Source organism: Halanaeroarchaeum sp. HSR-CO (assembly GCF_024972755.1).
Classification (GTDB): Archaea; Halobacteriota; Halobacteria; order Halobacteriales; family Halobacteriaceae; genus Halanaeroarchaeum.
Genome location: NZ_CP087724.1, coordinates 2,639,502 through 2,664,546 on the forward strand (window position 1 = coordinate 2,639,502; position 25,045 = coordinate 2,664,546).

29 protein-coding genes are annotated in these 25,045 nt (G+C 67.1%); 15 read left to right on the plus strand and 14 right to left on the minus strand.

The genetic code is table 11. The features are described from left to right. Window positions 1–311 precede the first annotated feature (311 nt). The 3 genes from HSRCO_RS13760 to HSRCO_RS13770 are packed head-to-tail and all read right to left on the minus strand — an operon-like array spanning window position 312 to window position 3,342. The gene (locus tag HSRCO_RS13760) at window positions 312–1,142 is read right to left on the minus strand and encodes a fumarylacetoacetate hydrolase family protein (RefSeq protein WP_259518213.1); all 831 of its coding nucleotides are present in this window, start codon (window positions 1,140–1,142) and stop codon (window positions 312–314) included. Between the two features lie 58 nt (window positions 1,143–1,200). Then, entirely contained in the window at window positions 1,201–1,986 is a 786-nt protein-coding gene (locus HSRCO_RS13765) for an SDR family oxidoreductase (protein WP_259518214.1), read from the minus strand. A gap of 57 nt (window positions 1,987–2,043) precedes the next feature. Then, the gene (locus HSRCO_RS13770) at window positions 2,044–3,342 is read right to left on the minus strand and encodes a DUF362 domain-containing protein (RefSeq protein WP_259518215.1); all 1,299 of its coding nucleotides are present in this window, start codon (window positions 3,340–3,342) and stop codon (window positions 2,044–2,046) included. 88 nt (window positions 3,343–3,430) lie between these two features. Between HSRCO_RS13770 and HSRCO_RS13775 the strand changes: the two genes are divergently transcribed. From HSRCO_RS13775 to larE, 3 genes are all read left to right on the plus strand, one after another. After that, complete coding sequence (locus HSRCO_RS13775) at window positions 3,431–4,534, plus strand: mandelate racemase/muconate lactonizing enzyme family protein (protein WP_259518216.1); 1,104 nt, start codon at window positions 3,431–3,433, stop codon at window positions 4,532–4,534. Then, complete coding sequence (locus HSRCO_RS13780) at window positions 4,534–5,751, plus strand: mandelate racemase/muconate lactonizing enzyme family protein (RefSeq protein WP_259518217.1); 1,218 nt, start codon at window positions 4,534–4,536, stop codon at window positions 5,749–5,751. The genes HSRCO_RS13775 and HSRCO_RS13780 overlap by 1 nt, the downstream gene beginning before the upstream one ends. Before the next feature lie 68 nt (window positions 5,752–5,819). Next, window positions 5,820–6,629 (plus strand): ATP-dependent sacrificial sulfur transferase LarE, encoded by an 810-nt coding sequence (larE, locus tag HSRCO_RS13785; RefSeq protein ID WP_259518218.1) that lies wholly within the window; start codon window positions 5,820–5,822, stop codon window positions 6,627–6,629. A 15-nt stretch (window positions 6,630–6,644) separates the two neighbouring features. On the opposite strand, the gene larB is transcribed toward larE, so the two are convergent. Beyond that, a complete protein-coding gene (larB, locus tag HSRCO_RS13790) occupies window positions 6,645–7,376 on the minus strand; it encodes a nickel pincer cofactor biosynthesis protein LarB (RefSeq protein WP_259519809.1) in 732 nt (243 codons plus the stop codon). A gap of 91 nt (window positions 7,377–7,467) precedes the next feature. Between larB and larC the strand changes: the two genes are divergently transcribed. After that, on the plus strand, window positions 7,468–8,850 hold the full coding sequence (larC, locus tag HSRCO_RS13795; protein ID WP_259518219.1) for a nickel pincer cofactor biosynthesis protein LarC: 1,383 nt from the start codon (window positions 7,468–7,470) through the stop codon (window positions 8,848–8,850). A gap of 31 nt (window positions 8,851–8,881) precedes the next feature. Here the strand turns inward: larC and HSRCO_RS13800 are convergent, their stop codons facing one another. Together HSRCO_RS13800 and HSRCO_RS13805 are read right to left on the minus strand one after the other, a co-directional pair. Continuing rightward, entirely contained in the window at window positions 8,882–9,043 is a 162-nt protein-coding gene (locus HSRCO_RS13800; protein ID WP_259518220.1) for a DUF6757 family protein, read from the minus strand. A gap of 32 nt (window positions 9,044–9,075) precedes the next feature. Continuing rightward, a complete protein-coding gene (locus HSRCO_RS13805; protein WP_259518221.1) occupies window positions 9,076–9,888 on the minus strand; it encodes a PHP domain-containing protein in 813 nt (270 codons plus the stop codon). 169 nt (window positions 9,889–10,057) lie between these two features. Between HSRCO_RS13805 and HSRCO_RS13810 the strand changes: the two genes are divergently transcribed. Continuing rightward, complete coding sequence (locus HSRCO_RS13810; RefSeq protein WP_259518222.1) at window positions 10,058–10,342, plus strand: DUF2795 domain-containing protein; 285 nt, start codon at window positions 10,058–10,060, stop codon at window positions 10,340–10,342. A gap of 113 nt (window positions 10,343–10,455) precedes the next feature. Then, window positions 10,456–10,629, plus strand: a complete 174-nt coding sequence (locus tag HSRCO_RS13815; RefSeq protein ID WP_259518223.1) for a DUF5786 family protein — start codon at window positions 10,456–10,458, stop codon at window positions 10,627–10,629. Here HSRCO_RS13815 and HSRCO_RS13820 read toward each other — a convergent pair. The 3 genes from HSRCO_RS13820 to HSRCO_RS13830 are packed head-to-tail and all read right to left on the minus strand — an operon-like array spanning window position 10,626 to window position 13,135. After that, window positions 10,626–11,339: a hypothetical protein gene (locus tag HSRCO_RS13820; protein ID WP_259518224.1), complete on the minus strand. Its 714-nt coding sequence runs from the start codon at window positions 11,337–11,339 to the stop codon at window positions 10,626–10,628. The genes HSRCO_RS13815 and HSRCO_RS13820 overlap by 4 nt on opposite strands. Further along, window positions 11,332–12,237 (minus strand): NAD(P)H-binding protein, encoded by a 906-nt coding sequence (locus tag HSRCO_RS13825; RefSeq protein ID WP_259518225.1) that lies wholly within the window; start codon window positions 12,235–12,237, stop codon window positions 11,332–11,334. The genes HSRCO_RS13820 and HSRCO_RS13825 overlap by 8 nt, the downstream gene beginning before the upstream one ends. A gap of 46 nt (window positions 12,238–12,283) precedes the next feature. Then, window positions 12,284–13,135 carry a YkgJ family cysteine cluster protein gene (locus HSRCO_RS13830; RefSeq protein WP_259518226.1) on the minus strand — a complete coding sequence of 284 codons (852 nt, stop codon included), beginning with the start codon at window positions 13,133–13,135 and terminating at the stop codon, window positions 12,284–12,286. Window positions 13,136–13,225: 90 nt separating this feature from the next. On the opposite strand from HSRCO_RS13830, the gene HSRCO_RS13835 reads away from it, so the two are divergent. From HSRCO_RS13835 to HSRCO_RS13845, 3 genes are all read left to right on the plus strand, one after another. Continuing rightward, window positions 13,226–13,438 carry a hypothetical protein gene (locus tag HSRCO_RS13835; protein ID WP_259518227.1) on the plus strand — a complete coding sequence of 71 codons (213 nt, stop codon included), beginning with the start codon at window positions 13,226–13,228 and terminating at the stop codon, window positions 13,436–13,438. A 26-nt stretch (window positions 13,439–13,464) separates the two neighbouring features. After that, the gene (locus tag HSRCO_RS13840; protein WP_259518228.1) at window positions 13,465–15,306 is read left to right on the plus strand and encodes a helicase C-terminal domain-containing protein; all 1,842 of its coding nucleotides are present in this window, start codon (window positions 13,465–13,467) and stop codon (window positions 15,304–15,306) included. A 140-nt stretch (window positions 15,307–15,446) separates the two neighbouring features. Then, window positions 15,447–16,400, plus strand: a complete 954-nt coding sequence (locus HSRCO_RS13845) for a zinc-binding dehydrogenase (RefSeq protein ID WP_259518229.1) — start codon at window positions 15,447–15,449, stop codon at window positions 16,398–16,400. A 45-nt stretch (window positions 16,401–16,445) separates the two neighbouring features. Here HSRCO_RS13845 and HSRCO_RS13850 read toward each other — a convergent pair whose 3' ends face one another. The 4 genes from HSRCO_RS13850 to HSRCO_RS13865 all read right to left on the minus strand — a co-directional run bounded on the left by HSRCO_RS13850 (window position 16,446) and on the right by HSRCO_RS13865 (window position 19,141). Next, window positions 16,446–16,559, minus strand: coding sequence for a surface glycoprotein (locus HSRCO_RS13850; RefSeq protein ID WP_259518230.1), 114 nt, complete (start codon window positions 16,557–16,559; stop codon window positions 16,446–16,448). Continuing rightward, window positions 16,556–17,587: a class I SAM-dependent methyltransferase family protein gene (locus HSRCO_RS13855; RefSeq protein WP_259518231.1), complete on the minus strand. Its 1,032-nt coding sequence runs from the start codon at window positions 17,585–17,587 to the stop codon at window positions 16,556–16,558. The genes HSRCO_RS13850 and HSRCO_RS13855 overlap by 4 nt, the downstream gene beginning before the upstream one ends. Window position 17,588: 1 nt before the next feature. After that, window positions 17,589–18,686, minus strand: a complete 1,098-nt coding sequence (locus tag HSRCO_RS13860; protein WP_259518232.1) for a 60S ribosomal export protein NMD3 — start codon at window positions 18,684–18,686, stop codon at window positions 17,589–17,591. 65 nt (window positions 18,687–18,751) lie between these two features. Then, window positions 18,752–19,141, minus strand: coding sequence for a dehydratase (locus HSRCO_RS13865; RefSeq protein WP_259518233.1), 390 nt, complete (start codon window positions 19,139–19,141; stop codon window positions 18,752–18,754). A gap of 55 nt (window positions 19,142–19,196) precedes the next feature. Here HSRCO_RS13865 and htpX point away from each other — a divergent pair, with 55 nt between their 5' ends. Together htpX and HSRCO_RS13875 are read left to right on the plus strand one after the other, a co-directional pair. Beyond that, window positions 19,197–20,075 (plus strand): zinc metalloprotease HtpX, encoded by an 879-nt coding sequence (gene htpX / locus HSRCO_RS13870; protein ID WP_259518234.1) that lies wholly within the window; start codon window positions 19,197–19,199, stop codon window positions 20,073–20,075. A gap of 1 nt (window position 20,076) precedes the next feature. Then, entirely contained in the window at window positions 20,077–20,673 is a 597-nt protein-coding gene (locus tag HSRCO_RS13875) for a PspA-associated protein PspAB (RefSeq protein ID WP_259518235.1), read from the plus strand. Window positions 20,674–20,706: 33 nt separating this feature from the next. Here HSRCO_RS13875 and rmuC read toward each other — a convergent pair whose 3' ends face one another. Next, on the minus strand, window positions 20,707–21,606 hold the full coding sequence (rmuC, locus tag HSRCO_RS13880; protein WP_259518236.1) for a DNA recombination protein RmuC: 900 nt from the start codon (window positions 21,604–21,606) through the stop codon (window positions 20,707–20,709). Window positions 21,607–22,029: 423 nt separating this feature from the next. On the opposite strand from rmuC, the gene radA reads away from it, so the two are divergent. From radA to HSRCO_RS13900, 4 genes are all read left to right on the plus strand, one after another. Then, window positions 22,030–23,064, plus strand: a complete 1,035-nt coding sequence (gene radA, locus HSRCO_RS13885) for a DNA repair and recombination protein RadA (protein WP_259518237.1) — start codon at window positions 22,030–22,032, stop codon at window positions 23,062–23,064. Between the two features lie 184 nt (window positions 23,065–23,248). Next, on the plus strand, window positions 23,249–23,650 hold the full coding sequence (locus HSRCO_RS13890; RefSeq protein ID WP_259518238.1) for a DsrE/DsrF/DrsH-like family protein: 402 nt from the start codon (window positions 23,249–23,251) through the stop codon (window positions 23,648–23,650). A gap of 4 nt (window positions 23,651–23,654) precedes the next feature. Then, the gene (locus HSRCO_RS13895; RefSeq protein WP_259518239.1) at window positions 23,655–23,894 is read left to right on the plus strand and encodes a sulfurtransferase TusA family protein; all 240 of its coding nucleotides are present in this window, start codon (window positions 23,655–23,657) and stop codon (window positions 23,892–23,894) included. A 3-nt stretch (window positions 23,895–23,897) separates the two neighbouring features. Then, window positions 23,898–25,043: an NAD(P)/FAD-dependent oxidoreductase gene (locus tag HSRCO_RS13900; RefSeq protein WP_259518240.1), complete on the plus strand. Its 1,146-nt coding sequence runs from the start codon at window positions 23,898–23,900 to the stop codon at window positions 25,041–25,043. Window positions 25,044–25,045 lie beyond the last annotated feature (2 nt).

Sequence of the window (25,045 nt, forward strand, 5' to 3'; positions counted from 1 at the left end):
AGAGTGTAGACATTTCGTCGGTTCCGGTACGGCGTCCCGACGCCCGGTTGACGTCGAATGTCTGTGGTCGAACAGTTTCGGGACTGGGATTCGTCGACCATCCGATACTGAATCCCGATCGATCGCGATAGCGGAGGCGTCAGTGCGACGGAGACGATCGAATCGACAGCAGTGATGGAGAAGCCGACGGGCCAGATCGGGCCCGGTAGTGCTCGATAGCGACCAATCCGTCCACCACTGTCCAATAGAACGTCGAAGGAATCGAGGGAGTAAATGTCGATGAATCGTCACCGACGGGACCGTGGTTCGGATCAGTCACGCGGTCGGACGACCGGTGCCGAGACCGTTCCCACGTCGTCGACGATCGCACGGACCCGATCACCCGGGTCGATGGGTGCCGCACCCGGCGTGCCCGTGCTGAAGACGTCGCCCGGTTCGAGGGTCATGACGTGCGAATGGAAGCGGACGATCTCGCGCGGCGGGAAGAGCATGTTACGGATCTCGTTCGAGGCCTCGACCGACCCGTTCACCTCGGTCGTCACGGTCAGATCCGCCAACTCCATCGACGCTTCGGGGACCGCGATGGCCCGGCCGACGACGAGGAAGCTATCGTAGCTCTTCGCCCGGGTCAGGAACCGTGGGTTACGCTGGAGGACGTCCTCGGCCGTCATGTCGATGACCGGGAGGTAGCCGGCCACGACGTCGTCGACCTGCTCGGCCTCCAGGTTCTTGCTCTCGCGGCCCATCACGACCGCCAGTTCCGCCTCGGCGGTGACGCGCTCGGACTGGTCGGTCGGCGGCAGGCGGATCGGACCGCCGGGACCGGCCAGCGTGTTCGCGGGTTTGTGGAAACTCGCGGGTTCGGTCGGACGGTCCTCGTCGAGGTCGCCGGCGTGTTCCTCGTAGTTGAGGCCGATGCCCCATAGCTTGCCGAACCGCTCGAGGGGAGCACCGAAGGACAGGTTCCGGGGTTCGACCCGCGGAGCGGTCGCCTCGTCGACGGCACCGAGGTCGCCGGCTGCCGCCAGCGGGAGTGCGTCGCGAACGCTCTCGACGTCGGGGTGGACCGCGGTGAGCGGGACGAACCCCGCCTCGTCACCCAGGAGCGGGTCGCCGGTGGCGGTGCGGGCGAGGAACTTCATTGGCGATCGGTCCCGGAGTCGTACTGCTGGACGGTCACTTCGTCCAAAGAGACAGCCCTCATAGGTTCGACCCGGTTGCGCCCCCGTCGATGGGGATGGCCGTTCCGTTGATGAATCCGGACTTCGGCGAGGAGAGGAAGGCGACCGTGTTGCCGAGTTCCATCGGATCGCCGATGCGGTCGAGCGGGTTTCCGGCCCAGTCCGCCAGCCCCTCCTCGTAGGAGTCGTAGTCGCCCCGCTCGACGGCCTGGTTGACGAGATCCTTGATGCGCTGGGTCTCGTGGGGACCCGGGAGCACCGCGTTCGAGCGGATCTCCGGCGCGAACTCCTGGGAGAGCGTCTTCTCGAGACCGATGACGCCCATGCGGACCGAGTTCGAGAGCACGAGGTTCTCGATGGCCTCCTTGACGCTCCGGGAGGTGATGGTCACGATGGTGCCCTCGCCCTCGCGGAGGTGCGGTTCGGCCGCCCTGGCGAGGCGAACGACGCTCATCACCAGGAGGTCGTAGGCCTGGTACCAGTCCTCGTCGTCGGTGTCGAGGAACGAGCCAGACGGCGGACCGCCGGCGCTCGTCACGAGGTGGTCGATGCCGTCGAACTCCTCGACGGTCCGGTCGACGAGCGTCTCGATGTCGTCGGGGTCGGTCAGGTCGCCAGCCTGGGCGACGACCTCCCCGGTCGCGACCGCTTCGACCTCGGCTTTCGCTTCGGCCAGTCGCTCCTCGTCGCGACCGTTGATCACGACGTTAACACCCTCGGCGGCGAGCGCCTTCGCCGACGCCTTGCCCAGGCCACTCGAAGAAGCCGTTATGAGTGCTGCATTGCCTGCAATCTCGAAGTCCATAATCCTTCCAAGCAGAGTGGCACGGGAAATAGTTGGCGTTTGGGCAATCGACGCCACTCAGTCGATGGAACGCTGTGCTGTCCCGTCTTCGAACGTGACCGAGACGGTCTCGACGGGGCTCGCCGCGGGTGGGAGGTCAGAAAGGACGGCATCGGAGACGACGAGTTCGCCCAGGTCCTGGGTGTTCTCGATCCACACCACCCTGACCGTCTCGGGATCGTAGCCGCCGAGCGAGGCGAGCGCGATGCGCAGCGCGATCTCGTCGTCGGGCGCCACGACCGGCAGTTTGGACTTCTCCAGGGACCCGCTCGTGATCGCGTTGGCGTAGGCCTTCTCGAGGTCCAGCTGATCGATGGCCGCCTGCCGGGTCAGGTCGGCGAGGCCGATGCCGTTCCCGTTGCCGCTCGTCTTCTCGGAGAGGCCACGGACGTAGATGAGTTTGATGGCCGGCGTTTCGGGATCCGGCGCGTTCAGGACGCGATACCGCCCGATGACGTTGGTGTCCATTCCGGCGCCCGAGATGTCCTTGCCGATCTCGTCGACGACGAGCAGATCGATATCGTCGACGGGCAGGGTGGCCATCTCCTCGTATGCCCGCTCGAGCAGTGCGGGTTCGCGGTCGGTGAACGACCCGGCCGGTATCGCCTCGACGAGCGCGGTCTCCTCGTGGAAGTTCTCGACGAGGGCGACCCCACCCAGCACCGGTGCGGCGTCCAGGATGACGTCGAGAGCCGCTTCGAGTGTCTCCTCGTATCCCTCGGCGATGGCGGTCGAGTGAAACGTTTTCGCGCCCCGCTGTTTGCCCAGACCGACGACAGTCATCTTCGTGAGGCCGCTCTCGAAGCGCCCGGTGTAGTTGGTGTGGGCCTTCACGCGGTTGATCACGACGACGCCATCGGCCTCCAGGGCGGCCGTCGAGAAGAAGACCGGCATCGCCGTCTCGCCGACGGTCACCTCGCCGACCCGCGTCGCGTCCATCCGGGCGTCGATCGGGGCGTCCACGGTCGTTTCGTCGATACCGAGGTGCTCGAGGACGTCTCGCTGGCCCGTTTCGGTCGCCCCACCGTGGCTCCCCATCGCCGGTACGACGACCGGTTCGTACCCGAGGTCCCGGACGGTCGCCACCGCCGTGCTGGTGATCTCGACGAGGTTGTCGATACCGCGACTGCCCACCCCGATGGCGACCGTATCACCCTGGTCGAGGTCGTCGAACGGCAGCACCTCGACCTCCTGGCGGGCGATCGCCCCGACGTCGTCCAGGGCGGTCGTCTCGGGTTCGTACGTGATGCGCGTGAATTCGGGCAGTGGGAGGGGGTCGATGAGTCCCTCGACGGATTCGCGGGCCGGAAAGTCCATGGCAACTCACAGGCCACAGAGCAGTGTAAAACTATCCGGCCGCCCCAGTAATGTGAACATTTATCAGGCAATGTCACCGCTCTTCTCCATGGAAATCGAATCGGTCGAATCGATCCCAGTAAAGCTCCCACTCGAGACGCCGGTCTCCTTTTCCAACCGGACGATCGAGTATCGTGACCACGCGATAACCTACGTCCGGACCACGGACGGTATCGAAGGGGTCGGTTACTCGCTCGGCTACGAAGGGGCACCGCTCATCGCGGAAGCGGTCGAATCCCTGCTCGCGCCCATGGTGGTCGGCGAGGATCCACGAGACACCGAACGACTCTGGGAGGAGATGTACGAGGGGACCGTCCAGATCGGTCGAACGGGTCTTCTGTTACGTGCAATCTCGACGGTCGACATCGCCCTCTGGGACGTGAAGGCGAAAGCGGCCGACGAGCCGCTCTACAAACTCCTCGGTGGCTACGCCGACGAAGTTCCCGCGTACGCGAGCGGTGGCTACTACCGCGACGAGAAGGGCCACGATGCGCTTCGCGGGGAGATGCGACGGTACCTCGACGAGGGTCACGACGTCGTCAAGATGAAGATCGGCCGGCTGTCGGTCGACGAGGAGGTCGAGCGCGTGGCGGCCGTGCGAGACGAGATCGGGGACGACACGACGCTGCTGCTCGATGCCAACGGCGTCTATCCGACCACCACGGAGGCGCTCAGGGCCGGGCGGGCCTTCGAACCGTACGACCCGTACTTCATCGAGGAACCGGTCATGATCGACCGAGTCGAGACGATGGCCGCGGTCAACGACGGGCTGTCCTACCCGGTCGCGACGGGGGAACTCGAGGGGACGCGGCACAACTTCGCGAGACTCGTCGACACCGGCGCCGCTGGCATCCTCCAACCCGACGCGACCGTCTGCGGTGGCATCACGGAGTGGCTCAAGATCGCTCACTACGCCGCCGCCTACGACATCCCCATCGCGCCACACTACAACTGGAACCTCCACTCCTCGCTGGTCGGCGCCATCGAGAACGGCCTCTGGATCGAATACTTCTACCGCGACATGGATGTGAAGGTCTTCGACGACATCGTACAGACCCCACTCCGACCCGAGAACGGCACGATCGAGCTTCCCGACACGCCCGGACACGGTGTCCCGCTCGACGAAGACGCAATCGAGAACTTCCGCTACTGATGAGAGATTACGCCAATCACACCACGAACCGAGCACCGGACCGCGACGTCGCCATCACCGACATCAAGACGTGCGTCGTCGAGGGCAACTTCGAGTGGAACCTGATCACAATCGAAACGGACGCCGGCGTCACCGGCATCGGTGAAGCCTACCGCGGCGGTGGCGTCCCCGAGATCGTCGAGTACACCAAGCGCTTTCTCATCGGTGAAAACCCCCTCGACGTCGAGCGCCTGTTCCGCCGGATCATCCAGGAGATGTCCGGCCACGGTGGCACGACCGGCAAGGTCGTCACCGCCGCCTCGGGTATCGAGTTCGCCCTCTGGGACGTGGCCGGCAAGGTCCTCGACGTCCCGATCTATCAGCTCCTCGGCGGCAAGTTCCGCGACGAGGTTCGCATCTACGCCGACGTCCACGCCGGCGAGGCCTACCAGGTCGAGGACGGGTTCACGGAGTACGCGGACGAGGATGCCTACACGCCCGAAGCCTACGCCGACGCCGCGGCCCAGGTCGTCGACATGGGCTTCACGGCGCTCAAGTTCGACCTCGACCTCCCGATGGACAACGACCCCGACCCCTACAACGGTCGGGTCTCCAACGCCGCCATCCAGTACAAAGTCGACATCGTCGAGGCCGTGCGCGAGGAGATCGGCGACGACGTCGACCTGGCCTTCGACTGTCACTGGGATTACGCCACCGAGAGCGCCAAGCGACTCGCGACGAAGCTCGAGCCCTACGACCTGATGTGGCTCGAGGACCCCATCCCGCCCGAGAACATGCGGGCCCAGAAGGAGGTCACCCGCTCGACGAGCACCCCCATCGCGACCGGGGAGAACCGCTTTCGCGTCCACGAACTCTCCGAACTCATCTACGATCACGGCGTCGACATCGTGACGCCCGATCCCTCGACGGTCGGCGGCCTCGCCGAGACGAAGCGGATCGCCGACCGGGCCGAGGAGCAGTACATGCCCCTCTCGCCGCACAACGTCACCAGCCCCATCGGCACGATGGCGATGGTCCACCTCGGCGCGGCCATCCCGAACTTCGACGTCCTGGAGTTCCACGCCCTCGAGGTCGACTGGTGGGACGACCTCCACACCCGCGACGAACCGCTCATCGAGGACGGCTACATCGAGGTCCCCGAGACGCCCGGTCTCGGCATCGAACTCGACGAATCGGTCGCCCGCGAGCACTGTCTCGAGGGGACGGACTGCTTCTGAGGCGATCGGGGCGAGGACCGTTTCGAGGGAAACCGTTAGGGCCGTCTCGCGCATACCGACCACGACCGATGGGAGATATCGCCGACACCGTCCGCGACATCCGGGCCGACCTCCGCAGCCGAGACGGGGTAGTGGTCGCTTTCAGTGGTGGTGTCGACTCAGCCGTCGTCGCCGCCCTCGCTCACGACGCCCTGGGTGACGATGCCGTCGCCGTAACGGCGAAGAGCGAGACGCTCCCGGCGGCCGAACTCGAGGCAGCAGTGCGGGTCGCCGACGAAATCGGCATCCGCCACGAACGCGTCTCCTTCAGCGAACTCGACGACGAGCGGTTCGTCGCGAACGACGACGACCGGTGTTACCACTGCCGAACGATGCGGTTGGGCGAACTGTCCGAGGCCGCCCGCGACCTCGGCATCGATACCGTCTGCGACGGGACGAACGCCAGCGACGCCAGTGGCGGGCACCGCCCCGGCCTCCGCGCGGTCGAAGAGCAGGAAGCATACTCCCCACTCCTGGCCCACGACGTCACGAAAGAACAGGTCCGGGAGATCGCGAGGGCGTACGACCTCTCCGTCGCCGAGAAACCGTCGATGGCCTGTCTCTCCTCGCGCATTCCAACCGGGCAGGAAGTGACCGAGGAGCGGCTCACCCGCATCGAAGAAGCCGAGCAGTTCCTGCGCGACTGGGGCTTCGACCAGTTCCGTGTGCGCGACCACGACGGCTTCGCCCGCATCGAGATCGGTGCCGAGGAACTCGAGGCCGCCCTCGATCCCGAATTCGCCCGGGCGGCGGACGAGCACGTTCGCGCCGCCGGGTTCGACGCGGTCGCGCTCGACCTCGAAGGCTACCGGACCGGCAGCGTCAGTCCGGACGGCTAGGAGTGATCGAATTGCTCAGTTCCGCGCGATCTGTGCCGCCTGCGCGCCGGCGACGAAGCCGGCGTCGATGTTCACCGTCGAGAGCACGGTGCACGACTGCAGCATCCCGGCGAGCGCGGCCTCCCCGTCCCCACCGTGGCCGTAGCCGATGGACACCGGGAGACCGATGACCGGGACGTCGACGAGACCGGCGACGACCGTCGGCAGCGCGCCCTCCCGACCCGCGGCCACGACGATGCTGTCGGCCGCAGCCAGGGCGTCGGCCTCGGAGAGGACGCGGTGGATCCCCGCCACGCCGACGTCGTAGTACGTCTCGACCGTACAGCCCATCTCGCGGGCCGTCACGGCCGCCTCCTCGGCGACCGGGACGTCCGACGTTCCGCCCGACACGACCGCGACCGTTCCCTCGCACTCCGGCGGTTCGTAGTCGGTGGCTCGGAGCACGAGGACGTTCGAGTCCGGGTGCCAGTCGGCCTCGCTCCCGAGAGGCTCGAGCGACCCGACCGCCCCACCGTCAACCCGGGTGAGGACGACGTGGCCGCGGTCGTCGAGGAACGACTCGGCGATAGCCCGGAGCTGGTCGGTGGACTTCCCCTCCCCCAGCACCACCTCCGGGATGCCCGCCCGGTCCGCCCGCCCGGTGTCCAGCCGGGCGAAGTCGTCGACGCGCGTGTACCCGTCGAGGGCCCGTCGCGCCTCCTCGACGGTTCGCTCCCCCGCGGCGACGTCCGCGAGTAGGTCCTGGATGTCCATGCTATCTCTCCGGCCATCCGAAGGGAAAAACCAACCGCCCCCGGGAACGCGAGCCTTTTTCGCTCGGGGCCCCCATCTCCTCTCGATGCGAACGCTTGCCGTGGACGGCCGGATGGGTGCCAGCGGTGACATGCTGCTCGGGGCGTTGCTCGCGGCGGGCGCCGACCGGTCTGCGCTGGCCCCCGTCGAAGCCGTCCTGCCCGTCAGGTACATCGTGGAGACCGTGGACAGGAACGGCATCGAGGCCACGACGGTCTCGGTGCAGTACACGGAGACGGCGGCCGACGAGCATGGTAGCCACCAGAGCGGGACACACGAGGGCGGCCACGACCATGCACACGCACACGACCACGAGAGCGACCAACACGATCAGGGCCACTCCCACGGACACGAGCACGACAGAGGGGACGGAAGCCACGACAACCACGCCGAGGGGCACGGGCCGACGAGAACCCTGGACGAGATCGTCGCGATCGTCGACGAGATGGCCCTGCCGCCAGGGGTCCGCGAGGACGCCGTCGCGACGTTCGCGGTGCTCGCCGAGGCCGAGTCGCGGGTCCACGGCACCGATCTGGCGGCCACGACCGTCCACGAGGTCGGGGCGGACGACGCCATCGCCGACGTCGTCGGGACGGCGTTGTTGCTCGCCGACCTCGAGATAGAACGAGTCGTCGTCCCGCCGGTCAACGCCGGATCGGGGGAGGTGTCGATGGCCCACGGGACGTACCCGATCCCGGCACCGGCGGTGGTCGAGATAGCCAGACGGGCCGACTGGTCGCTGGCCGGCGGCCCGGTCGAGGGCGAGTTGCTGACGCCGACCGGTGCCGCACTACTCAGCCACTTCGGCGAGGGTGTCGAGGCGCTCCGCGCGCTGGACGTCGACGCCGTCGGGTACGGTGCGGGATCGCGAACCTATCCGCACCGGCCGAACGTCCTCCGTGTCCTGGTCGGCGACGGCGGACGGCCCGAAACGGACGGTACGGCGGCCGACGAGGAACTCGCCCTGCGACGGGAACCCATCGCGGTCGTCGAGACGACGGTCGACGACGTGACGCCCGAGGTGCTCGGGTCCCTGCACGAGACGCTGGCGGAAGCGGGCGCCCTGGACGTCGCCATCGCCCCGGTAGGGATGAAGAAGTCACGGCCCGGCCACGTCGTGCAGGTGATCGTGGCACCGACAGACGCGCGGGCCGTCGCCGCTCGGCTGGCGCGCGAGACCGGGACGCTCGGCGTCCGGGTGATCGACGCGGCGCACCGCTGGGTCGCCGACCGGACCGTCGAGCCCGTCACGCTGACTATCGACGGGGAGACCTTCGAGGTCGGCGTCAAGGTCGGGACCGACACCGGGGGCGTCCAGTACGACGCGAGTGCCGAGTACGACGACGCGGTCGCGGTCGCGACGGAGACGGGGCTCGCCGTTCGTGAGATCGTGCGACGAGCGGAGCGAGAAATCGACGAGACGGAATGAGCTCCCGGCGTCACCCACCTGGTGCCGGCGCTCAGGCCCGATCGACGTCCAGCTGCTCCCGGACCTCGTCGAGGGCGTCGGACGCCGCCAGGGACTCCAGTTGCTCCTGGAAGTGCTCCTCGCACAGGGCAACGTGCACGCCGTCCTTCTCGACGGTCAGGTCGGCGCTCCGGTCGCAGTAGTGACACTGCATGAGTGAGGATAGGTGGCCGACACACCTGAACGTCACGGAACCGGAAGGTGCTCGGCCACGCGGTCGTACTGCGCCGCAGAGAGGCCGGCGAGCCCGAGTCGACGCCCGTGGGCGTCGCTCCCACCGGTCTCGACGAGGGCGTACTCCTCGACCGTCTCGGCGAGGAGCGCGGCGTCGGTGGCCGGCTCCCCGCCGTGGCCGCGCGCCCCGTCGTAGGGGTAGACCGATTCGACCGCGTCGAGGTGCTCGCAGAGCGCCAGGGCCCCTTCCGGGTCGGGATACCGGAACGGATGGGCGAGGGAGACGAGGTGGCTGGACGCCTGCAGCAGTGGCAGGGCGTCGGCGAACGCCGGGACGTCGCGAGCCACGAAACACGGGTCTGATTCGCCGATGAGGTCCTCGAAGACGTCGCCGAGACGTTCGTAGGCGGTATCGCCGTGGTCGACCACCGCGCGGGCGACGTGGGGCCGCCCGACGCCCTCGACGAGGTCGACGTCGAGCGAGACCTCGAGCCGGTCCTCGACGCACTCCACGATGGCCCGCCCGCGCTCGACACGGTCGCGCTGGATGCGGGCCAGTTCCGCCCGGAGCGATTCGGTCGGCGTCACGCCATACGCGAGGAGGTCGACGCGCTGCTCGGCTGCCTGGACGCGCAGTTCGATGCCGTGCACGACCTCGACGCCGTCCATCACCGTCACCGGATGGGACAGCCCGGGGTGAATGCGGTCGTGGTCCGTGATGGCCACGACACTGACCCCGGACCGACGTGCGGCCGCTGGCACCGCCGAAAGCGACAGAGACCCGTCCGAGACGTCGGTGTGGACGTGGAGGTCGGCGTAGACCATGCCCGAGACTGGGGGCCGGGTCCTCAAACCGATTGTGCACGGTCGCGTCGACGCCGATCGCCCTCCGCCCGTCCGCAGACCATGACATTTAATCACAAAGTGTCATAGCATAACAATCATTATCGTTCATGCACAATTTACTTGCGTCTCCGTCCGGTCCCTTCAGTCGATGACACTGAATCAGACGACCGACCTGCTCGAGTCCCAGTCGTACCCGCTGACGGCCGACGAACTGACCGACCGCCACGGCGACCACGAACTGACTCTGCCGAACGGAGACGAGTCACTGGGGGCCGTCATCGAACGGTCCGGCGAGGAGTCCTTCGAGTCCGCCTTCGAGGCCCAGCAAGCCGTCTATGCCTCCTTGACCAGCAAGGCCATCGGCCGCAAGGGCTACAGCGACCGCGACCCGACCCCGATGGGCGTCTACGGTCCCGACCCGGTCTCCTTCTGAGTAGTCGACCGCTCACGCCGTCCGGCCACCCACCAATCCTCCGGCCGCCCGTTTCCACACGAACCTCCGTTACATATATATCCCTACATGCCAAATTCGTGGGTAGGATTGGCATGTCACTGGGAGCCTACGACGAAGACGAATACGAACGTCGCGAGCGGAAGAACGCCACCGTGGACATGAGCGAAGACGACACGCGAAACTCCTACGAGGGGTCGATCGAGTACGACTCGGGAGATTCCGCAGACGAACTCCTCGAACAGTTCGAGGAGATCAAATCCAACTAGGGACCGGTTTTCAGGCGGGCACCGGCGATGACGACGAATACTGCGAGGACGTGCCCGAGAAGCGCTGCCGCAAGTAGCGGAAACTCCCAGACGAAGGGAAGCAAGACCAGTTGCACCACACCGAACGCGGCCGTGCGATAGTCGATGGCCCGGACTTCGTCCGCGAGTTGTCCCTCGACGTCCAGTGTAACCGCCCGCCAGAGGGCGAGCAGCGCGATCCACCAGCCGGTACCCACCCGATAGGCGATGTCCCAGAGGATCACGAAGAAGAGAAACGCCGCGAGCAGGGGAACCTGCGGGCCGAGCACCGATTCGAGGAGCGTCGGCCCGTGCCGTGGTTGATAGGCGAACAGAATGGTGAGCACCGTCGCGTACCCGACGACGCCGAGGACGACCTCGAGGCTGCTCGAGAACAGCAACTGCCGATAGGTATCCGGCACCGCCGCCCGCCTGACGCGACGCCCGATGTCGAGCATGAGGGCGCTCCCCGCGGTCGCGACCAGGACGGCCGCGGTGCCGGGAAGGACGGCCTGCCACCGGCCGTAGGCGGCCGCGACCAGAACCACGATCGCCTCGAACACCACCAACTGGAGCGCGAGGGCGGTACGATCGGAAACGTCGATGCCGGGAATGGCGCCCACGATGCTCTCGAAGACCCAGGTCTCTCCGTACTTCAACCGCAGGTCGGCCGGGTCCAGGTCCTCACCCATCGACGACCGGTTCTCCCATCTCCGTTAACGTCTTTCTGACCGCCTCGTCGAAGGGCGTCAGATCGACCTCGATGACGTCCGTTACGCTATCGTCGTTCACGACGACCGGATTTTTGAGGCCCTCGATGAGCGGGTGGGCGACCGAGGCCGGGACGTCGGTGACGAGGTCGACCCAGTACGCCGACAGCCGAGGCGTGAGCACCGGCACCGGGATCACGAACAGTCGACGGCCGAGGGCCGCGGCGGTCCGCTGCATCATCTGTTGGTAGGTGAGGACCTCCGGCCCACCGATCTCGAACGTTCGGCCCCGCGCGGCGTCGGTCTCGATGGCGCCGGCGAGGTAGGCGACCACGTCGTCCACGTAGATGGGCTGGGACCGGGTGCGGACCCACTCGGGCGTGATCATCACGGGGAGGCGTTTGGTCAGAGCGGCGACGATACGGAAACTCGAACTCTCCGCCCCGACCACGATGGCTGCCCGGAAGACGGTCAGGTCGTACTCGCCGCCCTCGAGGACCGCCTCGACCTCGCGGCGCGACCGCAGGTGCTCCGAGAGCGTCCCGTCCTCACCGCCCAACCCCCCGAGGTAGACGACCTGCGAGACGCCTGCCTCGCTCGCCTTCTCCGCGAAGTTCCGGGCCGCCCGCCGGTCCTTCTCCTCGAAATCCCCCGCGGCGCCCATCGAGTGGACGAGGTAGTACGCGGCCTCACACCCGTCGAACGCCCCCTCGAGCGACGACGCGTCGAGCAGATCCGCCTCGACCAGCGTCACGGCTTCGGGACCGTCGTAGCGTGTCTCGTCCCGCACGAGCGCCCGGACGTCGTGCCCGGCCGCGAGGAGCGCGGGAACGAGATGCGAACCCACGAACCCGGTCGCGCCGGTCACCAGTACTTGCATACTCGAATCATCGGGCGCCGCCCGCATAAGCCTACCAGCCGATTCCTCACCATCCGGGAGTCGGTGGCGCCCCTCGCTCGTCTTCGACCTCGCGACCGAGTTCGGGGTCGGGGTCGGCGGTCTCGGCCCGGTCCGTCCACGACGCGATCGCCCGCCCGGCCCAGGAATCGGCCGCCCGGGCGCGCTCGAGAGCGGTCTCGTAGTGCGTCTCGTCGGTCTCCGTGGTCCCCGGTGACCCGGCGGCCGCAGCGGCGACGAACCGGGCGCGGTCCTCGGCCGTGAGCGCCTGCCGGGCGGCCCGGTCGACGATCCCGGTCAGCGCGTCGGCCTCGGGGTAGACGAAGACCTTCTGGCCGACGGCCTGGGGGCCCACGAGCGGGCCATCGGCATCCGATGGGGGTGTTCGGTCGAGCAATCGCTCGCCGCCCATCGTTTCCTCGACGCGCTCGCACTCGGTCTGGGCCCCGAGCGCGAGGTTCGACCCGGGGTACGCGGCGCACTCCTCGGGGTAGGGCTCCGCGTCGTGCACCCGACACTGCAGGGTCTCCGGGTCGAGGAAGACACAGGTCGGGAGCCACTGTGGGTCGGTGTCGAAGGGCGCGACCGGTTTCGGGACCTTCCGGAGGCCCAGAAAGAAGACGGGCTTGCCGTCGATAGCGGCGATATCGTGGCCATCGACGGTGACCGATGGCCCTTCGTCGGCGGTCCAGAGACGAGGGGTGGTGGCGTCCGCCAGCCCCGCGTCCAGCAGCGCGTGTACGTCGTCCCGCGAGAGCGGGACCAGGTTGTACACGTCGTCGAGGGGACGGTGGGCACCGTCGCGTTCGTGTTCGGCCACGGGGCCGAGCGTGCGCCAGTCGACACAACAGCCAGCACACCCCTCGCAGTCGACGCGCATGAGGAGGAATTCGTATCAGCGAGTGGTAAAGATACCGCCGCCAGCGGGGCCGACGGCCACGCTTTTGGGTCCGCGTCCCGGACGGAGACCATGGGCGAACGCTGTGCCGTCTGCGGACGAGACGTGCCGATAGCGGGCGGCATCGCGAACTTCTGGACGCTCGATCACACCGAGACCGGTGGGATGACCCTCGAACTGGAAGATGGGACCGAGCACTTCCTGTGCTTTTCCTGCATGGAGTCGTTGCCCGACCATCCGACCGAGGCCGACATCGAAGCCCTCGCCGCGGAGCGCCACGATTAACCCCGGCCGTCTCGTGCCGACGTGTAGTGCAGCCTGACCGCATCGTCGAGGAGTTTCCGGCACCGTCCTACAGAGGAGCCCAGCAACAGGCCTTGCAGGACGTCCGCGAGGCCTTCGAGGCGGGGAACGACGTCGTGCTGGTCCGCGCGCCGACCGGGACCGGGAAGTCCCTCATCGCCCGGGCAATCATGGGGTGTGCGCGTCAGCCCGGGGCGGCCGACCCCACCGAAGCTGTGGGCGCGTACTACACGACCCCACAGGTGTCCCAGCTCGACGACGTCGCCGAGGACCCACTTCTGTCCGATCTACAGGTCGTGCGCGGCAAGCGAAACTACGACTGTATCCTCGCCGGCGAGGAGCACACGCCGGTCGACCGGGCGCCCTGCGCCCGGAAACGGGGGTACGACTGTGCGGTCAAACACCGCTGTCCGTACTTCTCCGCCCGGGCCATCGCCAGTTCCCGCGAGTACGCCGCCATGACCCTCGCGTACTTCATGCATACGGCCGGTTCCGACGTCTTCGGGCAGCGCGACGTCGGCGTCATCGACGAGGCCCACGGCCTGGGCGAGTGGGCGGAGATGTACGCCGCTATCGACCTGGGGCCGGCGACGCTCCCGGTCTGGGACGACCTCCGGATCCCGGACCTCGACGGCGACGTCGAACGGACGGCCCGATTCGCCGAACAGGTGATCGACGTCTGCGAGTCGGCCAAGGACGAACTGCTCGTCGCGGACGAACTGACCCCCGACGAGGCGGGCCGCCGGGACCGACTTCAGGACCGCATCGCGGACCTCACCTGGTTCGTCGACGACTACCGCGATCCGGACAGCGCGACGACGTGGGTCGTCGACCAGGGCGACGGTGGGCGGATCACGATCAAGCCGATGGACCCCGAGCGATACCTCAACCACACCATCTGGGAGCGGGCAAACCGGTTCGCCCTCCTCTCGGCGACCATCCTCGACAAGGACGCCTTCTGCCGGAGCGTCGGCCTCGATCCGAGTCGGGTCGCGCTGGTCGACGTCCCGCACACGTTCCCCGTCGAGAACCGCCCGCTGTACGACGTGACCCAGGGGCGGATGACCTACGAGGACCGGGAGGAGACGATCCCCCGCATCGCCGAGACCATCGGATCGCTCATGGCCGAACACCCCCACGAGAAGGGGCTCGTCCACGCACATTCCTACGACATCCAGTCCAAACTCGCCCAGCACCTCCGCTCGCTGGGCGTCGGCGACCGCGTGCGCGTCCACGACCGGGACACCCGGGACGAGTCCCTCGAGACCTGGAAAGCGAGCGACGACCCGGAGGTGTTCCTGTCGGTGAAGATGGAGGAGGCCCTGGACCTCTCCGGCGACCTCGCGCGGTGGCAGGTGCTCACCAAGGCCCCGTTCCCGAACACCAACGACTCGCGGGTGGCCCGACGACTGTCGGACGGGCAGTGGCCCTGGTACTACCGCACGGCGCTCCGGACGGTCATCCAGGCGGCGGGCCGGGTGGTTCGGTCCCCGGACGACTACGGGGCGACCTACCTGGCCGACACCAGCCTGCTCGACCTCTTCGAGCGGGCCCGGACCGACATGCCCGACTGGTTCGCCGACGCCGTCGACCGGATGGACCGGCCGTCGCTCCCCGCCCTCGACGCGGATGCCGCGCTCGCCGGGATGGACGGGCGCGTGCGCCAGGTAGCGGCCGTCGAAGACGACCCCACACAGCAGCGCGTCTCACGGTCCGAGACGACCTCCGCGGACGGCGGTGGTCACGGACAGGGTGGCGAGCGGAGCGGGCCACCGGATGGGGGTGCGCCGAGTCGAACCGGGCGCGAACAGGGCTCGCGGAGCCCGTTGTCGGACGTGTGGGACCCCTGAACGGAACGACGGCGGAAGGGTGCTGGCGAGCATCGCCACGAGGTGGCCGTGTCTTGGTACATGAACTCTCGGAGCCCACGCAACCGGAGAGGCCCACTCCCGTCCGAACGTTGATACGACGACGGGCCGACAACTGGACCATGCGAGCGATGGTCATCACCGACTTCGGTGACACCGACGTCTTCGAGGAGCGCGAAGTCGAGACGCCCGAACCGGGCCCCACCGAGGTCCGGGTGACGGTGCACGCGTCCTCGGTCAACCCGGTCGACTACAAGATCCGACAGGCCGGTTCCTGGGCGAACGTCTCGCCGCCGGCGATCATCGGCTACGACGTCTCCGGCGTCGTCGACGCCGTCGGGGAGGCGGTGACCGACTTCGCGGTCGGTGACGAGGTCTTCTACACGCCCGAGATATTCGTCGGCGAGGGGAGTTACGCCGAGTACCACGTCGCGGCGGCGGACATCGTCGCCCACAAGCCACCGTCGCTCACCCACGAGGAGGCGGCCGTCCTTCCGCTGGCCGGCGGCACCGCGTGGGACGCCGTCATCGAGCGCGGCGACGTCGAGGCCGGCGAGACCGTCCTGATCCACGGCACCGGCGGCGTCGGGTCGGTCGCGGCACAACTGGCCCTCGCCTCGGGCGCGCGGGTCGTCACCGTCTCCAGCCCCGAGACCGCACCGCTCATGGCGGACCTCGGCGTGGACCTGGTGCTCGATTACACGGCGGACGACGTGACCGACGCCGTCCAGGCCCACTTCGACGCCGACGAACCGATCGACCTGGTCGTGGACACGGTCGGCGGGACCGCCGTGGCCGACAGCATGGACGTGCTCCGACCCCACGGGACCGCGGTGACCATCCAGAACCCCCAGGGCGACGTCGGCGCACAGTACGCCAAAAACCCCACGCTGGAACTCCTCTTCCTCGAGCGGGCGCGCGACAAACTCGACGGGCTCCGCAGGCTCGTGGAGAGCGGTCACCTCGAACCGATGATCGACTCGACCCGACCAGTACAGGAGGTCGCGCGAGCCCACGAACTCGTCGAAGCAGGTGGGCTCGAGGGGAAGATCGCCCTCGACGTGGACTTCGCCTGAAGGCGGGACGGTCGCCGACGCGGCGTGACGGCCGGGACCACCCCGTCAGAAGAACGACGCCGCGTACGCGAAGACGGATCCGGCCATGATCACGGTGAGGAAGATGGCGATGAGTTGCTGTCGGTCCATGTTACTCTCTCGGAGCGCCGACGGTTTCAATCTGACCCAGGGACGCGGGCGTCGACCACCACGTGCCAGACGCCCTCGCTATGGGACTTGACCCGACGACGGTCGAGGATCTCGAGGTCACGGTCGACTGCCGCGGCCGCCTCGCGGAGTCGGCGGATCGGGCGGTCCCAGAGCTCCGCCTCGGGCGTGGCCTCGTGCATGTGGACGACGCCCCCGGGAGCGACCGAGGCGAGCGCACTCTCGAGGTACGCGTGCGCGTCGTAATATCCCATCACGACGCGATCGAATCGTGGGTCGGCGGCCGCGACGCGGGTTTCGACCACGTCCCGGCAGTCGCCGAGCAGGAGTTCGACGCGGTCCTGTACCTCGTTCAGCGCGGCGTTCTCCGTCAGGTAGCGGAACGCCTCGGGGTTCTTCTCGACCGCGGTGACCCGTGCTCCGGCGCGGGCCATCGGGAGCGTGAAGTAGCCGACGCCGGCGAACATGTCGAGGACGGTCTCGTCGGTGGCCACCACCTCGCCCATGTGGGCGCGTTCGGCCTTGTTCCCTGGGGCGAACATCACCCGCGAGAGGTCCAGTGCGTAAGCGGTACCGTGCTCGTAATGGACCGTCTCCGTATCGCCGGACCCGGCCACGACCTCGACATCGGGGTGACGCGTCTCGCCCGCGATGCCACCCCTGGCGAGGACGGTGTCGGCCTCGCCGTGGAGGTCGAGGAGTGCCTCGCCCACCGCCTCCCGCCGTTCACAGTCCCCGAATGAGACGAGGATCACGTCGCCGATGACCGCCCAGGAACTCGGCGCCCGCTCGACCGCCTCGTCGTCGAAGCCGCGGTCCCGAAGACGGGAATCGAGTCCGAGGCGGCGGAATGCGGGGTCGTCTTCCTCGAAGACCGCCACGACCGACGTCTCACTCGGGGGCGCGAGGATCGGAACGGAGAGGTGCTCGTCGTCCTGCTCGCGGACCCGGCGATCCTCGTCGTAGACGCCCTCCGCTCGGAGTGCGTCCATCGTGGCTTCGGCGTCGGCCTTGCGAACCAGCGCGGCGAGCGTGGCCATCTCAGGCCTCCGGGAGGACGTGCAGACCGGCACGGCTCTTCAGCGCCAGAACGGTCTCGGCGTCGGCGTCCAGGTAGTCGGGGCGGGCGACCGTCTTCGACTCGTAGGTCTCGGGGTCCAGGATCTGGACGGCGTTCTCGTCCTCGACCGCGACGAGGGTCGTCTCCTCGGCGTCGGCGCGGGTGCCGACGACCCGACCGGCCGGGGCGTCCCCGTCCTCGTAGCTGGCTTCGTAGGGCGCACCGGTCGTGACCCTGACGCCTTTGAGGTTGCCGTGGACGCTTCGGACGAGGACCGGGCCCGCCTCGTCGTCGAGTGCCACGACGTCGCCGGGCTGGTACCGGGGCAGTCGAACCGCGTACGTGACGCGATAGACCTCGTTACCGTCCTCGTCCTCGGTGACCAGCGTCTCGGAATCGTCGACGCGACCCCCGAACTCGGTGACGAGTTTCCGCGAGACCTTCTTCCCGATCTTGTTGGTCGAGAGCTTCATGTCGAGCCCGTCCGCCATCTCCGATATCTCGGTGATGAAGGCGTTACGGTCGCCGGTGGCCTCCATCTCGGCGACGACGTCGTTGGCGATATCGACGGCGCGCGACGTCTCCTCGGCCGTCGGCGTCCTGTCGGTCGCCCGCACCTGGACCACCGATGCGTAGTAATCGCCCGAGATACGCCCACACCGGGTGCAGGTTCCTTTCGCGATGGTGACCGGGACGGTAACCGACTCGGTGACGGGATCGTCGCGAACGGTGCCGGTGAACGTCGCGTGCATCCGGATGGTCGTCGGGTCGACCTGTTCGGGCCTGACCTGCCACTCGACGTCCTCGGCCGCGACGTGGACGCCGAGGGCCTCGGTGACCGCCTCGACGGCGACGTCGGTGTAGTCCTGGGCGCCGACATCGACCCACCGATTGCCGCGGTGGACCGCACCGCACCGGGCACAGACGTTCACCTGGACCCGTTCCGGCGCGTCGACCAGCGAGAAATCCTCGAGATAGCACGCATCACAGAGCATCCGCTCCCGGCGGGTCTCCCCTGACTCGCGTGGAACCACGGGATCGCCACAGCGCGGACAGAACGTGCCGGTCTCGGCTGTCATCGGGCCGGGCTATGCGGCGACCGATGTTAAGTTGCCCGTCACGGGCGTTCACCACGCCACCGCAGTCACCCGAAGATGACGCCCTCGCTCTCGCCACGAAGGACGACGGCGTCGTCTTCGTCGGTGCAGACGAACGACGCCGCGAGTTCTGTCCGGTCGTCGGTCTCCGTGAGGTCCTCGACGGTCACCTCGCAGGTTATCGTCTCGCCCGTGTAGACCGGTCTGGGAAATTCGAAGGCCATCGACCGGGCCACGTAGTCGATATCGCCGCCGAACTTCGTGGGAAGCGTCGCGGTGAGCAAGCCGTGGACCATGACGGTGCCGGACTGGTCCGCGACCAGGTGATGATAGCCCTCGTCCTCGGAGAGCTCGGCGAACTGCGTCACCTCCTCGGTCGTGAACGTCCGACTGTAGGTGACCGAATCGCCCGGGGAGACGTCCGCCAATCGTGTCATACCGATGATGTCGACGAGCGACGACTTATAGCCATGGAGTACACTAGGGACGTGCATGCAGTGGAAAACGGACTGGGGACTGCGCCTCCGGATGGGCGTAACGATGTTCCTCCTGTTCGCCCTCTACCTCGTCTTCGCCGCGTTCATCGTCTGGTACATGGGCGGCGGGATGGCGATGTTCGTGCTGTTGATGGGGAGTTTCTCCATCGCACAGTGGTACTTCAGTGATAAGTTGACGCTCTGGAGCATGGGCGCCAAAGAGGTGACCGAGGCGGAGTACCCGGAACTTCACCGGAGCATCCGACGCCTCTCCCAGCAGGCCGACCTCCCGATGCCCAAGGTCGCCGTCGTCGACTCCAAGATGCCCAACGCCTTCGCCACCGGCCGGTCGAAGAACCACGCGGCCGTCGCGGTGACGACGGGCATCCTGCAGACCCTCGACCGCGAGGAACTCGAGGGGGTCCTCGCCCACGAGCTCTCCCACATCAAGAACCGGGACATGACCGTGATGACCGTCGCGTCGTTCCTCTCGACCATCGCCTTCATCGTGGTCCGCTGGGGCTGGCTGTTCGGCGGCCGGAACCGCCAGCAGGGCGGCGCCCCGGTCATCGTGGCCATCCTGGCGTCGCTCGTCGTCTGGATCATCTCGTTCCTGCTCATCAGGGCGCTCTCGCGCTACCGCGAGTACGCCGCCGACAGGGGTGCCGCGATGATCACGGGGAAACCGTCCGCGATGGCGTCGGCGCTCATGAAAATCGACAATCGCATGGACCGGGTACCCGAGCGCGACCTGCGCGAGCAGTCGGAGATGAACGCCTTCTTCATCGTCCCCATCGACAAGGGCGTCATCGCCCGACTGTTCCGCACCCACCCGACCACCGAGAAGCGCGTCGAACGACTTCGCGACCTGGAACGCGAGCTCGAGACAGCCTGAGATGGGTGTCCTCGACAGTATCCGCGAAGCGCTCGGCCTCCGGGCGTCGGCGGACGCGACACGCGAGGCCGACCCGGACGACCTCTTCCAGTTGAGCGGCGCCTCCGTCACCATGGAAGCGGACCTCGACTTCGTCCCGATGTCCGTGGCGGGCATCGGCTTCTCCGAGATGGGGTCGACGGACTTTCGCGACGCCCTGCGGGACGTCGAGGCCGTGCTCGACGGCGACGGCTGGGCCAGCGTCCACGAGGACGCTCACGGCTACACCTGGGCCGTCGCCGACCGGGAGGGCTTCGAGTCGCTCATCACCGACCTCTACGTGGCCGCGGACACCCTCGACGACCGGGGCTACGGCGACCGCCTGCTCGCCGCCGTCTTCGGCTTCGAACCGACCGAGGGCGAGGGGCGGGTGTACTGGATCTACTCGTTCCGTCGCGGCTCGTTCTACCCGTTCGCCCCGCGCGCGATGCGCGAGCGGGACACCGCCCTCGAGGTCAAACTCCAGTCGGTCCTCGACGGCGAACTCGACGTCGAAGAGGACACCGGCTACTGGTACCCGCTCTGGCCGGACCGAAACGGCGGCCATCCCTGGGAGTAGCGCCACGCGGCGCTTGGGCCCCCACCGTCTCCGCTACTCCTCGACGGTCGGTTCTTCGATGCGATCGAACGACTCTCGCATCCGCGAGAGTTCCCTGTCGACGTCCTCGGCCTTGCCGTGGGCGTTCGAGATGTGGCGTTCGAGTGTCCCCCACTCGTCCTCGAAGGCCTCGAATCGGCGATCCAGTCGATCGAGGTGCTCGAGGATCTCCTCGGCCTCCGCCGAGAGCTTTCGGGCCTGCACGCCGGCCTTGATGAGTTCGAGTTTGTGCCCGAGGGTGAGCGGCGAGACGACCTGGACGCCGCGTTTCGTGTACGCCCGGAGCATGTCGTACTCCTCGGTCACGAGGTGGTAGTAGACGCTCTCGCTCGGGACGAACGCGAACGCGAAGTCGGTCGTCCCCTGGTCCGGCCTGACGTAGTCCTCGGCGATCTTCGCCAGCTGTTCGTCGACCTGGTCGCGGAAGGTCCGTTCGTGGGTGGCCCGTTCCTGTGGATTTTCGGCCTCGATGGCTCGTTCGTAGGCGTCCAGCGAGAACTTCGAATCGATGCAGACGACCCCCTCGCTGGTCTCGATGTGGGCGTCGGGCGTCTTGTTGCCCACCACCCGCTTGCGGATGCCGAACATGTCGGGCGGGAGGTGGTCTTCGAGGATGATCTCGAGTTGCTCCTCGCCGAACTCGCCGCGCTCCCGCGGGACCCGCAGGAGGCGTTCGAGGTTCTGGTGGACGCTCTGGAGTTCGGTGGCGCGGTCCTCGATGCGGGAGACCGACGCCGCGAAGCCCATCTCCGAGAGCGTGGTGTGCATCGCCGTCGTCAACTGGTCGGTCCCGATCTCCTCGCGCTGGACCGCCCGCCGGATCTGGACGAGCAACAGGAGGATGGCGAGCAGCGCGAGCAGCACTCCACCGATGAGGTAGTCGCCGACGGGCATTACAGGCGCGTACGCGTGGGGGACCCTCAACTATTGGGTTCGGGTGGCGCCGGCAGGCGCCACCGAATGAGCGAGCGGGGAGAGCGCGGACCGAAGGTCCGCGGTACTTACGAGCGGGCCTGTGGCCCGCGAGCGGTAGCCAACCGCGAGCCGCGGGCGGTGCCGCTAGGCACCGCCGGATGGGCGAACGGGGAGGCGCGGACCGGCGGTCCGCGGGATAATCGAGCGGGCAGGTAGCCCGCGAGATCGAAGCGACCCGCGAGCAGCAGCGATGCCACCAGGCACTGCTGGCTGTGAGCGGGCACTCTTCCCTGATGAACCCTGGCCAGGGGAGGAGCGACCCTCGATCACCGCACCCGAATTTCACTTTCACTCTGGTGTATACGAGGGTTTATACCCGAAACGGGAGAATGTCGGACTACGATGCCAGCAGACGCGAACCTCGAGGAGCTGCCGGGCGTGGGACCGGCCACGGCAGAGAAGTTGCACGAAGCGGGATTCGACTCCTATCAGAGTCTGGCGGTCGCCTCTCCCGGCGAACTGTCCAACACGGCCGACGTCGGCGAATCGACCGCGGCCGACATCGTCCAGGCCGCCCGGAAGGCGGCGGACATCGGCGGCTTCGAGACCGGCACCGACGTACTCGAGCGGCGCGAACAGATCGGGAAGCTCACCTGGGGCGTCCCGGAGGTCGACGAACTGCTCGGCGGCGGCGTCGAGACGCAGTCGATCACCGAGGTCTACGGCGAGTTCGGGGCCGGCAAGTCCCAGGTCACCCACCAGCTGGCCGTCACCGTCCAGCTCCCCAGGGAGTACGGCGGCCTGGAAGGCAGCGCCATCTTCGTCGACAGCGAGGACACCTTCCGACCGGAACGGATCGACGACATGGTGAAGGGGCTCTCCGAAGAGGCCCTCGAGGCGACGAAGGCGGACCGTGAGATAGAGGGCTCGCTCGACGACGAGGACGTCATGGACGAACTGGTCCAGGACTTCCTCGACCACATCCACGTGGCGAAGGCGTTCAACTCCAACCACCAGATCCTGCTCGCGGAGAAGGCAAAGGAGGTCGCGAGCGAACACGAGGATACCGACTGGCCGGTCCGGATGCTGGCAGTGGACTCGCTGACAGCTCACTTCCGGGCGGAGTACGTGGGCCGCGGCGAACTCGCCGACCGCCAACAGAAGCTCAACAAACACCTCCACGACCTGTTGCGGATGGGCGACCTCTACAACACGGCCGTCGTCGTCACCAACCAGGTGCAGTCCAACCCGGACGCGTTCTTCGGCGACCCCACGAAACCGATCGGTGGGAATATTTTGGGCCACACCTCGACGTTCCGTATCTACCTCCGCAAGTCCAAGGGCGACAAACGGATCGTTCGGCTGGTCGACGCGCCCAACCTCGCGGACGGTGAAGCCGTCATGCGCGTCGAAGACCGTGGGCTGAAGCCAGAGTAGCACCGAGCGCCAGAATCGAACCGTACCGGCTCCGCGAGGATTGCTTCGCGGCGACTATATTCTGTGCCGAGAAACGGCCAGTACCGCCGATACGACCCCCTTGAACGTGCACGTTTTCCCACGCACTTGGAATAAAAGCACACTACTAAAGCCCTGGGTTCATACTCACGAACTGTACACTACTATGACTGGCTACGCAATCGTACTTGCATCCGAGGAGATAGAACGCGTCCAGGCGGTCAGCATGATCGCCTCGGTCGCGGCGATGTCGGACACCCCCGTCGAGGTCTTCGTCACGATGAACGGCCTCAACCCCTTCGAGAAGGCGGCCGTCGAGAACATGGACTTCGAGGGCGGTCGCGTCGCCCAGGCGATGATGGAAGCCGAGGACGTCGAGGTCCCCCTGTTCACCGAACAGCTCGAACAGGCCCGCCAGATCGGCCCGCTCAACGTCTACGCCTGCGAACTGGCCATGGACCTGCTGGACACGGACCTCGACGACTACGTCGACGACGTCTTCGACGACGTCCTGGGCGTCTCCGGGTTCCTGAACCGCGCGAAGGACAAGCAGATCATCTTCGTCTAAATCAATGAGTGAACAAATCGAAGCTGACGTGACCGTCGACGCCCGCGGATCCGCCTGCCCCGGCCCACTGATGGACCTCATCGGCAAGATCAAGAACGTCGACGCTGGAACCGTCGTGGAACTGCTCACCGGCGACGAGGGGTCGAAAAACGACGTCCCCGAGTGGGTCGAGGAAGCCGGCCACGAACTCCTCGACACCGTCGACGAGGGTGAGTATTATGCTATCTACGTCGAAAAGAGCTAACCAATGACGGATGAAATCGTCATCATCGGCGGTGGGGTCGGCGGTACCGTCACGGCCAACCGGCTCGTCGAAAAATTAGAGCGAGAGGTCAAGGCCGGGGACGTGAACGTTACGATCGTCACCGACGACCCGTATCACGTCTACAAACCGACGTTCCTCTACGTCCCCTTCGGCAAGAAGGAGGCCGAGGACGCGAAACGACCGCTGGCAGACGTCGTCGACCGACACGTCGACCTGGTCTTCCAGCGGGTTACCGGCATCGACACCGACGCCCAGTCAGTCTCGATGCGAGACGGCTCCGCGATGGACTACGACTACCTCGTGGTCAGTACCGGCGCGATTCCGGACCCGGAGGGCACGCCGGGGCTGGGTTCCGACGGGGACGGCCACCACTTCTACGGCCCGGAGGCCGCCGAGGAGCTCCGCGAAGCGCTCGCGGGCCTCGAAGAGGGACGACTGGTCCTCTCGGTCATCGGCACGCCGCACGTCTGTCCAGCCGCTCCCGTCGAGTTCGCGTTCATGGCCGACTCGTGGCTCGACAAGCGCGGGCTACGCGACGACATCGAGATCACCTACACCTACCCGATCAACCGCCTCCACGGGGTCCGACCGGTCGCCGAGTGGATGGAACCGCGCTTCGAGGATCGCGGTATCGACACGCGGACGTTCTTCAACGTCGATTCCGTCGACAGCGACGAACAGGTGATCGAGACGATCGAGGGCAAGGAACTGGACTACGACCTCCTGGTCGGCATCCCCGAGTTCAAGCCCTCGCCGCTGATCGAAGACGCGGGCCTGGGGCCAGACTGGATGGAGGTCAACAAGGACACCCTCGAGTCCGACCACGCCGAGAACGTCTTCGGCATCGGCGACGTCACCGACCTGCCGACGAGCAAGGCCGGGAGCGTCGCCCACTACGCGTCGAGCGTCGTCGTCGATCGCATCGCCTCGTACGTGCGGGGCCAGACGCCGACCGGGCACTTCGAAGGCGACACGGTCTGTTTCATCGAAGCAGGCATGGACGAGGGAACCCACATCACCTTCGACTACGAGAACGAGCCGGTCGTCCGCAACGAAACCCAGTTCATCCACTGGGCGAAACTGTCCTACAACGAAGCCTACTGGCTTACCGCCAGGGGGTTGCTCTGAGG

Excerpts from the sequence above, each read along its gene's own strand:
- HSRCO_RS13760 (WP_259518213.1), bottom strand. The coding sequence starts at position 1,142 with ATGAAGTTCCTCGCCCGCACCGCCACCGGCGACCCGCTCCTGGGTGAC.
- HSRCO_RS13765 (WP_259518214.1), bottom strand. The coding sequence starts at position 1,986 with ATGGACTTCGAGATTGCAGGCAATGCAGCACTCATAACGGCTTCTTCG.
- HSRCO_RS13770 (WP_259518215.1), bottom strand. The coding sequence starts at position 3,342 with ATGGACTTTCCGGCCCGCGAATCCGTCGAGGGACTCATCGACCCCCTC.
- HSRCO_RS13775 (WP_259518216.1), top strand. The coding sequence starts at position 3,431 with ATGGAAATCGAATCGGTCGAATCGATCCCAGTAAAGCTCCCACTCGAG.
- HSRCO_RS13780 (WP_259518217.1), top strand. The coding sequence starts at position 4,534 with ATGAGAGATTACGCCAATCACACCACGAACCGAGCACCGGACCGCGAC.
- larE (WP_259518218.1), top strand. The coding sequence starts at position 5,820 with ATGGGAGATATCGCCGACACCGTCCGCGACATCCGGGCCGACCTCCGC.
- larC (WP_259518219.1), top strand. The coding sequence starts at position 7,468 with ATGCGAACGCTTGCCGTGGACGGCCGGATGGGTGCCAGCGGTGACATG.
- HSRCO_RS13800 (WP_259518220.1), bottom strand. The coding sequence starts at position 9,043 with ATGCAGTGTCACTACTGCGACCGGAGCGCCGACCTGACCGTCGAGAAG.
- HSRCO_RS13805 (WP_259518221.1), bottom strand. The coding sequence starts at position 9,888 with ATGGTCTACGCCGACCTCCACGTCCACACCGACGTCTCGGACGGGTCT.
- HSRCO_RS13810 (WP_259518222.1), top strand. The coding sequence starts at position 10,058 with ATGACACTGAATCAGACGACCGACCTGCTCGAGTCCCAGTCGTACCCG.
- HSRCO_RS13815 (WP_259518223.1), top strand. The coding sequence starts at position 10,456 with ATGTCACTGGGAGCCTACGACGAAGACGAATACGAACGTCGCGAGCGG.
- HSRCO_RS13820 (WP_259518224.1), bottom strand. The coding sequence starts at position 11,339 with ATGGGTGAGGACCTGGACCCGGCCGACCTGCGGTTGAAGTACGGAGAG.
- HSRCO_RS13825 (WP_259518225.1), bottom strand. The coding sequence starts at position 12,237 with ATGCAAGTACTGGTGACCGGCGCGACCGGGTTCGTGGGTTCGCATCTC.
- HSRCO_RS13830 (WP_259518226.1), bottom strand. The coding sequence starts at position 13,135 with ATGCGCGTCGACTGCGAGGGGTGTGCTGGCTGTTGTGTCGACTGGCGC.
- HSRCO_RS13835 (WP_259518227.1), top strand. The coding sequence starts at position 13,226 with ATGGGCGAACGCTGTGCCGTCTGCGGACGAGACGTGCCGATAGCGGGC.
- HSRCO_RS13845 (WP_259518229.1), top strand. The coding sequence starts at position 15,447 with ATGCGAGCGATGGTCATCACCGACTTCGGTGACACCGACGTCTTCGAG.
- HSRCO_RS13855 (WP_259518231.1), bottom strand. The coding sequence starts at position 17,587 with ATGGCCACGCTCGCCGCGCTGGTTCGCAAGGCCGACGCCGAAGCCACG.
- HSRCO_RS13860 (WP_259518232.1), bottom strand. The coding sequence starts at position 18,686 with ATGACAGCCGAGACCGGCACGTTCTGTCCGCGCTGTGGCGATCCCGTG.
- HSRCO_RS13865 (WP_259518233.1), bottom strand. The coding sequence starts at position 19,141 with ATGACACGATTGGCGGACGTCTCCCCGGGCGATTCGGTCACCTACAGT.
- htpX (WP_259518234.1), top strand. The coding sequence starts at position 19,197 with ATGCAGTGGAAAACGGACTGGGGACTGCGCCTCCGGATGGGCGTAACG.
- HSRCO_RS13875 (WP_259518235.1), top strand. The coding sequence starts at position 20,077 with ATGGGTGTCCTCGACAGTATCCGCGAAGCGCTCGGCCTCCGGGCGTCG.
- rmuC (WP_259518236.1), bottom strand. The coding sequence starts at position 21,606 with ATGCCCGTCGGCGACTACCTCATCGGTGGAGTGCTGCTCGCGCTGCTC.
- radA (WP_259518237.1), top strand. The coding sequence starts at position 22,030 with ATGCCAGCAGACGCGAACCTCGAGGAGCTGCCGGGCGTGGGACCGGCC.
- HSRCO_RS13890 (WP_259518238.1), top strand. The coding sequence starts at position 23,249 with ATGACTGGCTACGCAATCGTACTTGCATCCGAGGAGATAGAACGCGTC.
- HSRCO_RS13895 (WP_259518239.1), top strand. The coding sequence starts at position 23,655 with ATGAGTGAACAAATCGAAGCTGACGTGACCGTCGACGCCCGCGGATCC.
- HSRCO_RS13900 (WP_259518240.1), top strand. The coding sequence starts at position 23,898 with ATGACGGATGAAATCGTCATCATCGGCGGTGGGGTCGGCGGTACCGTC.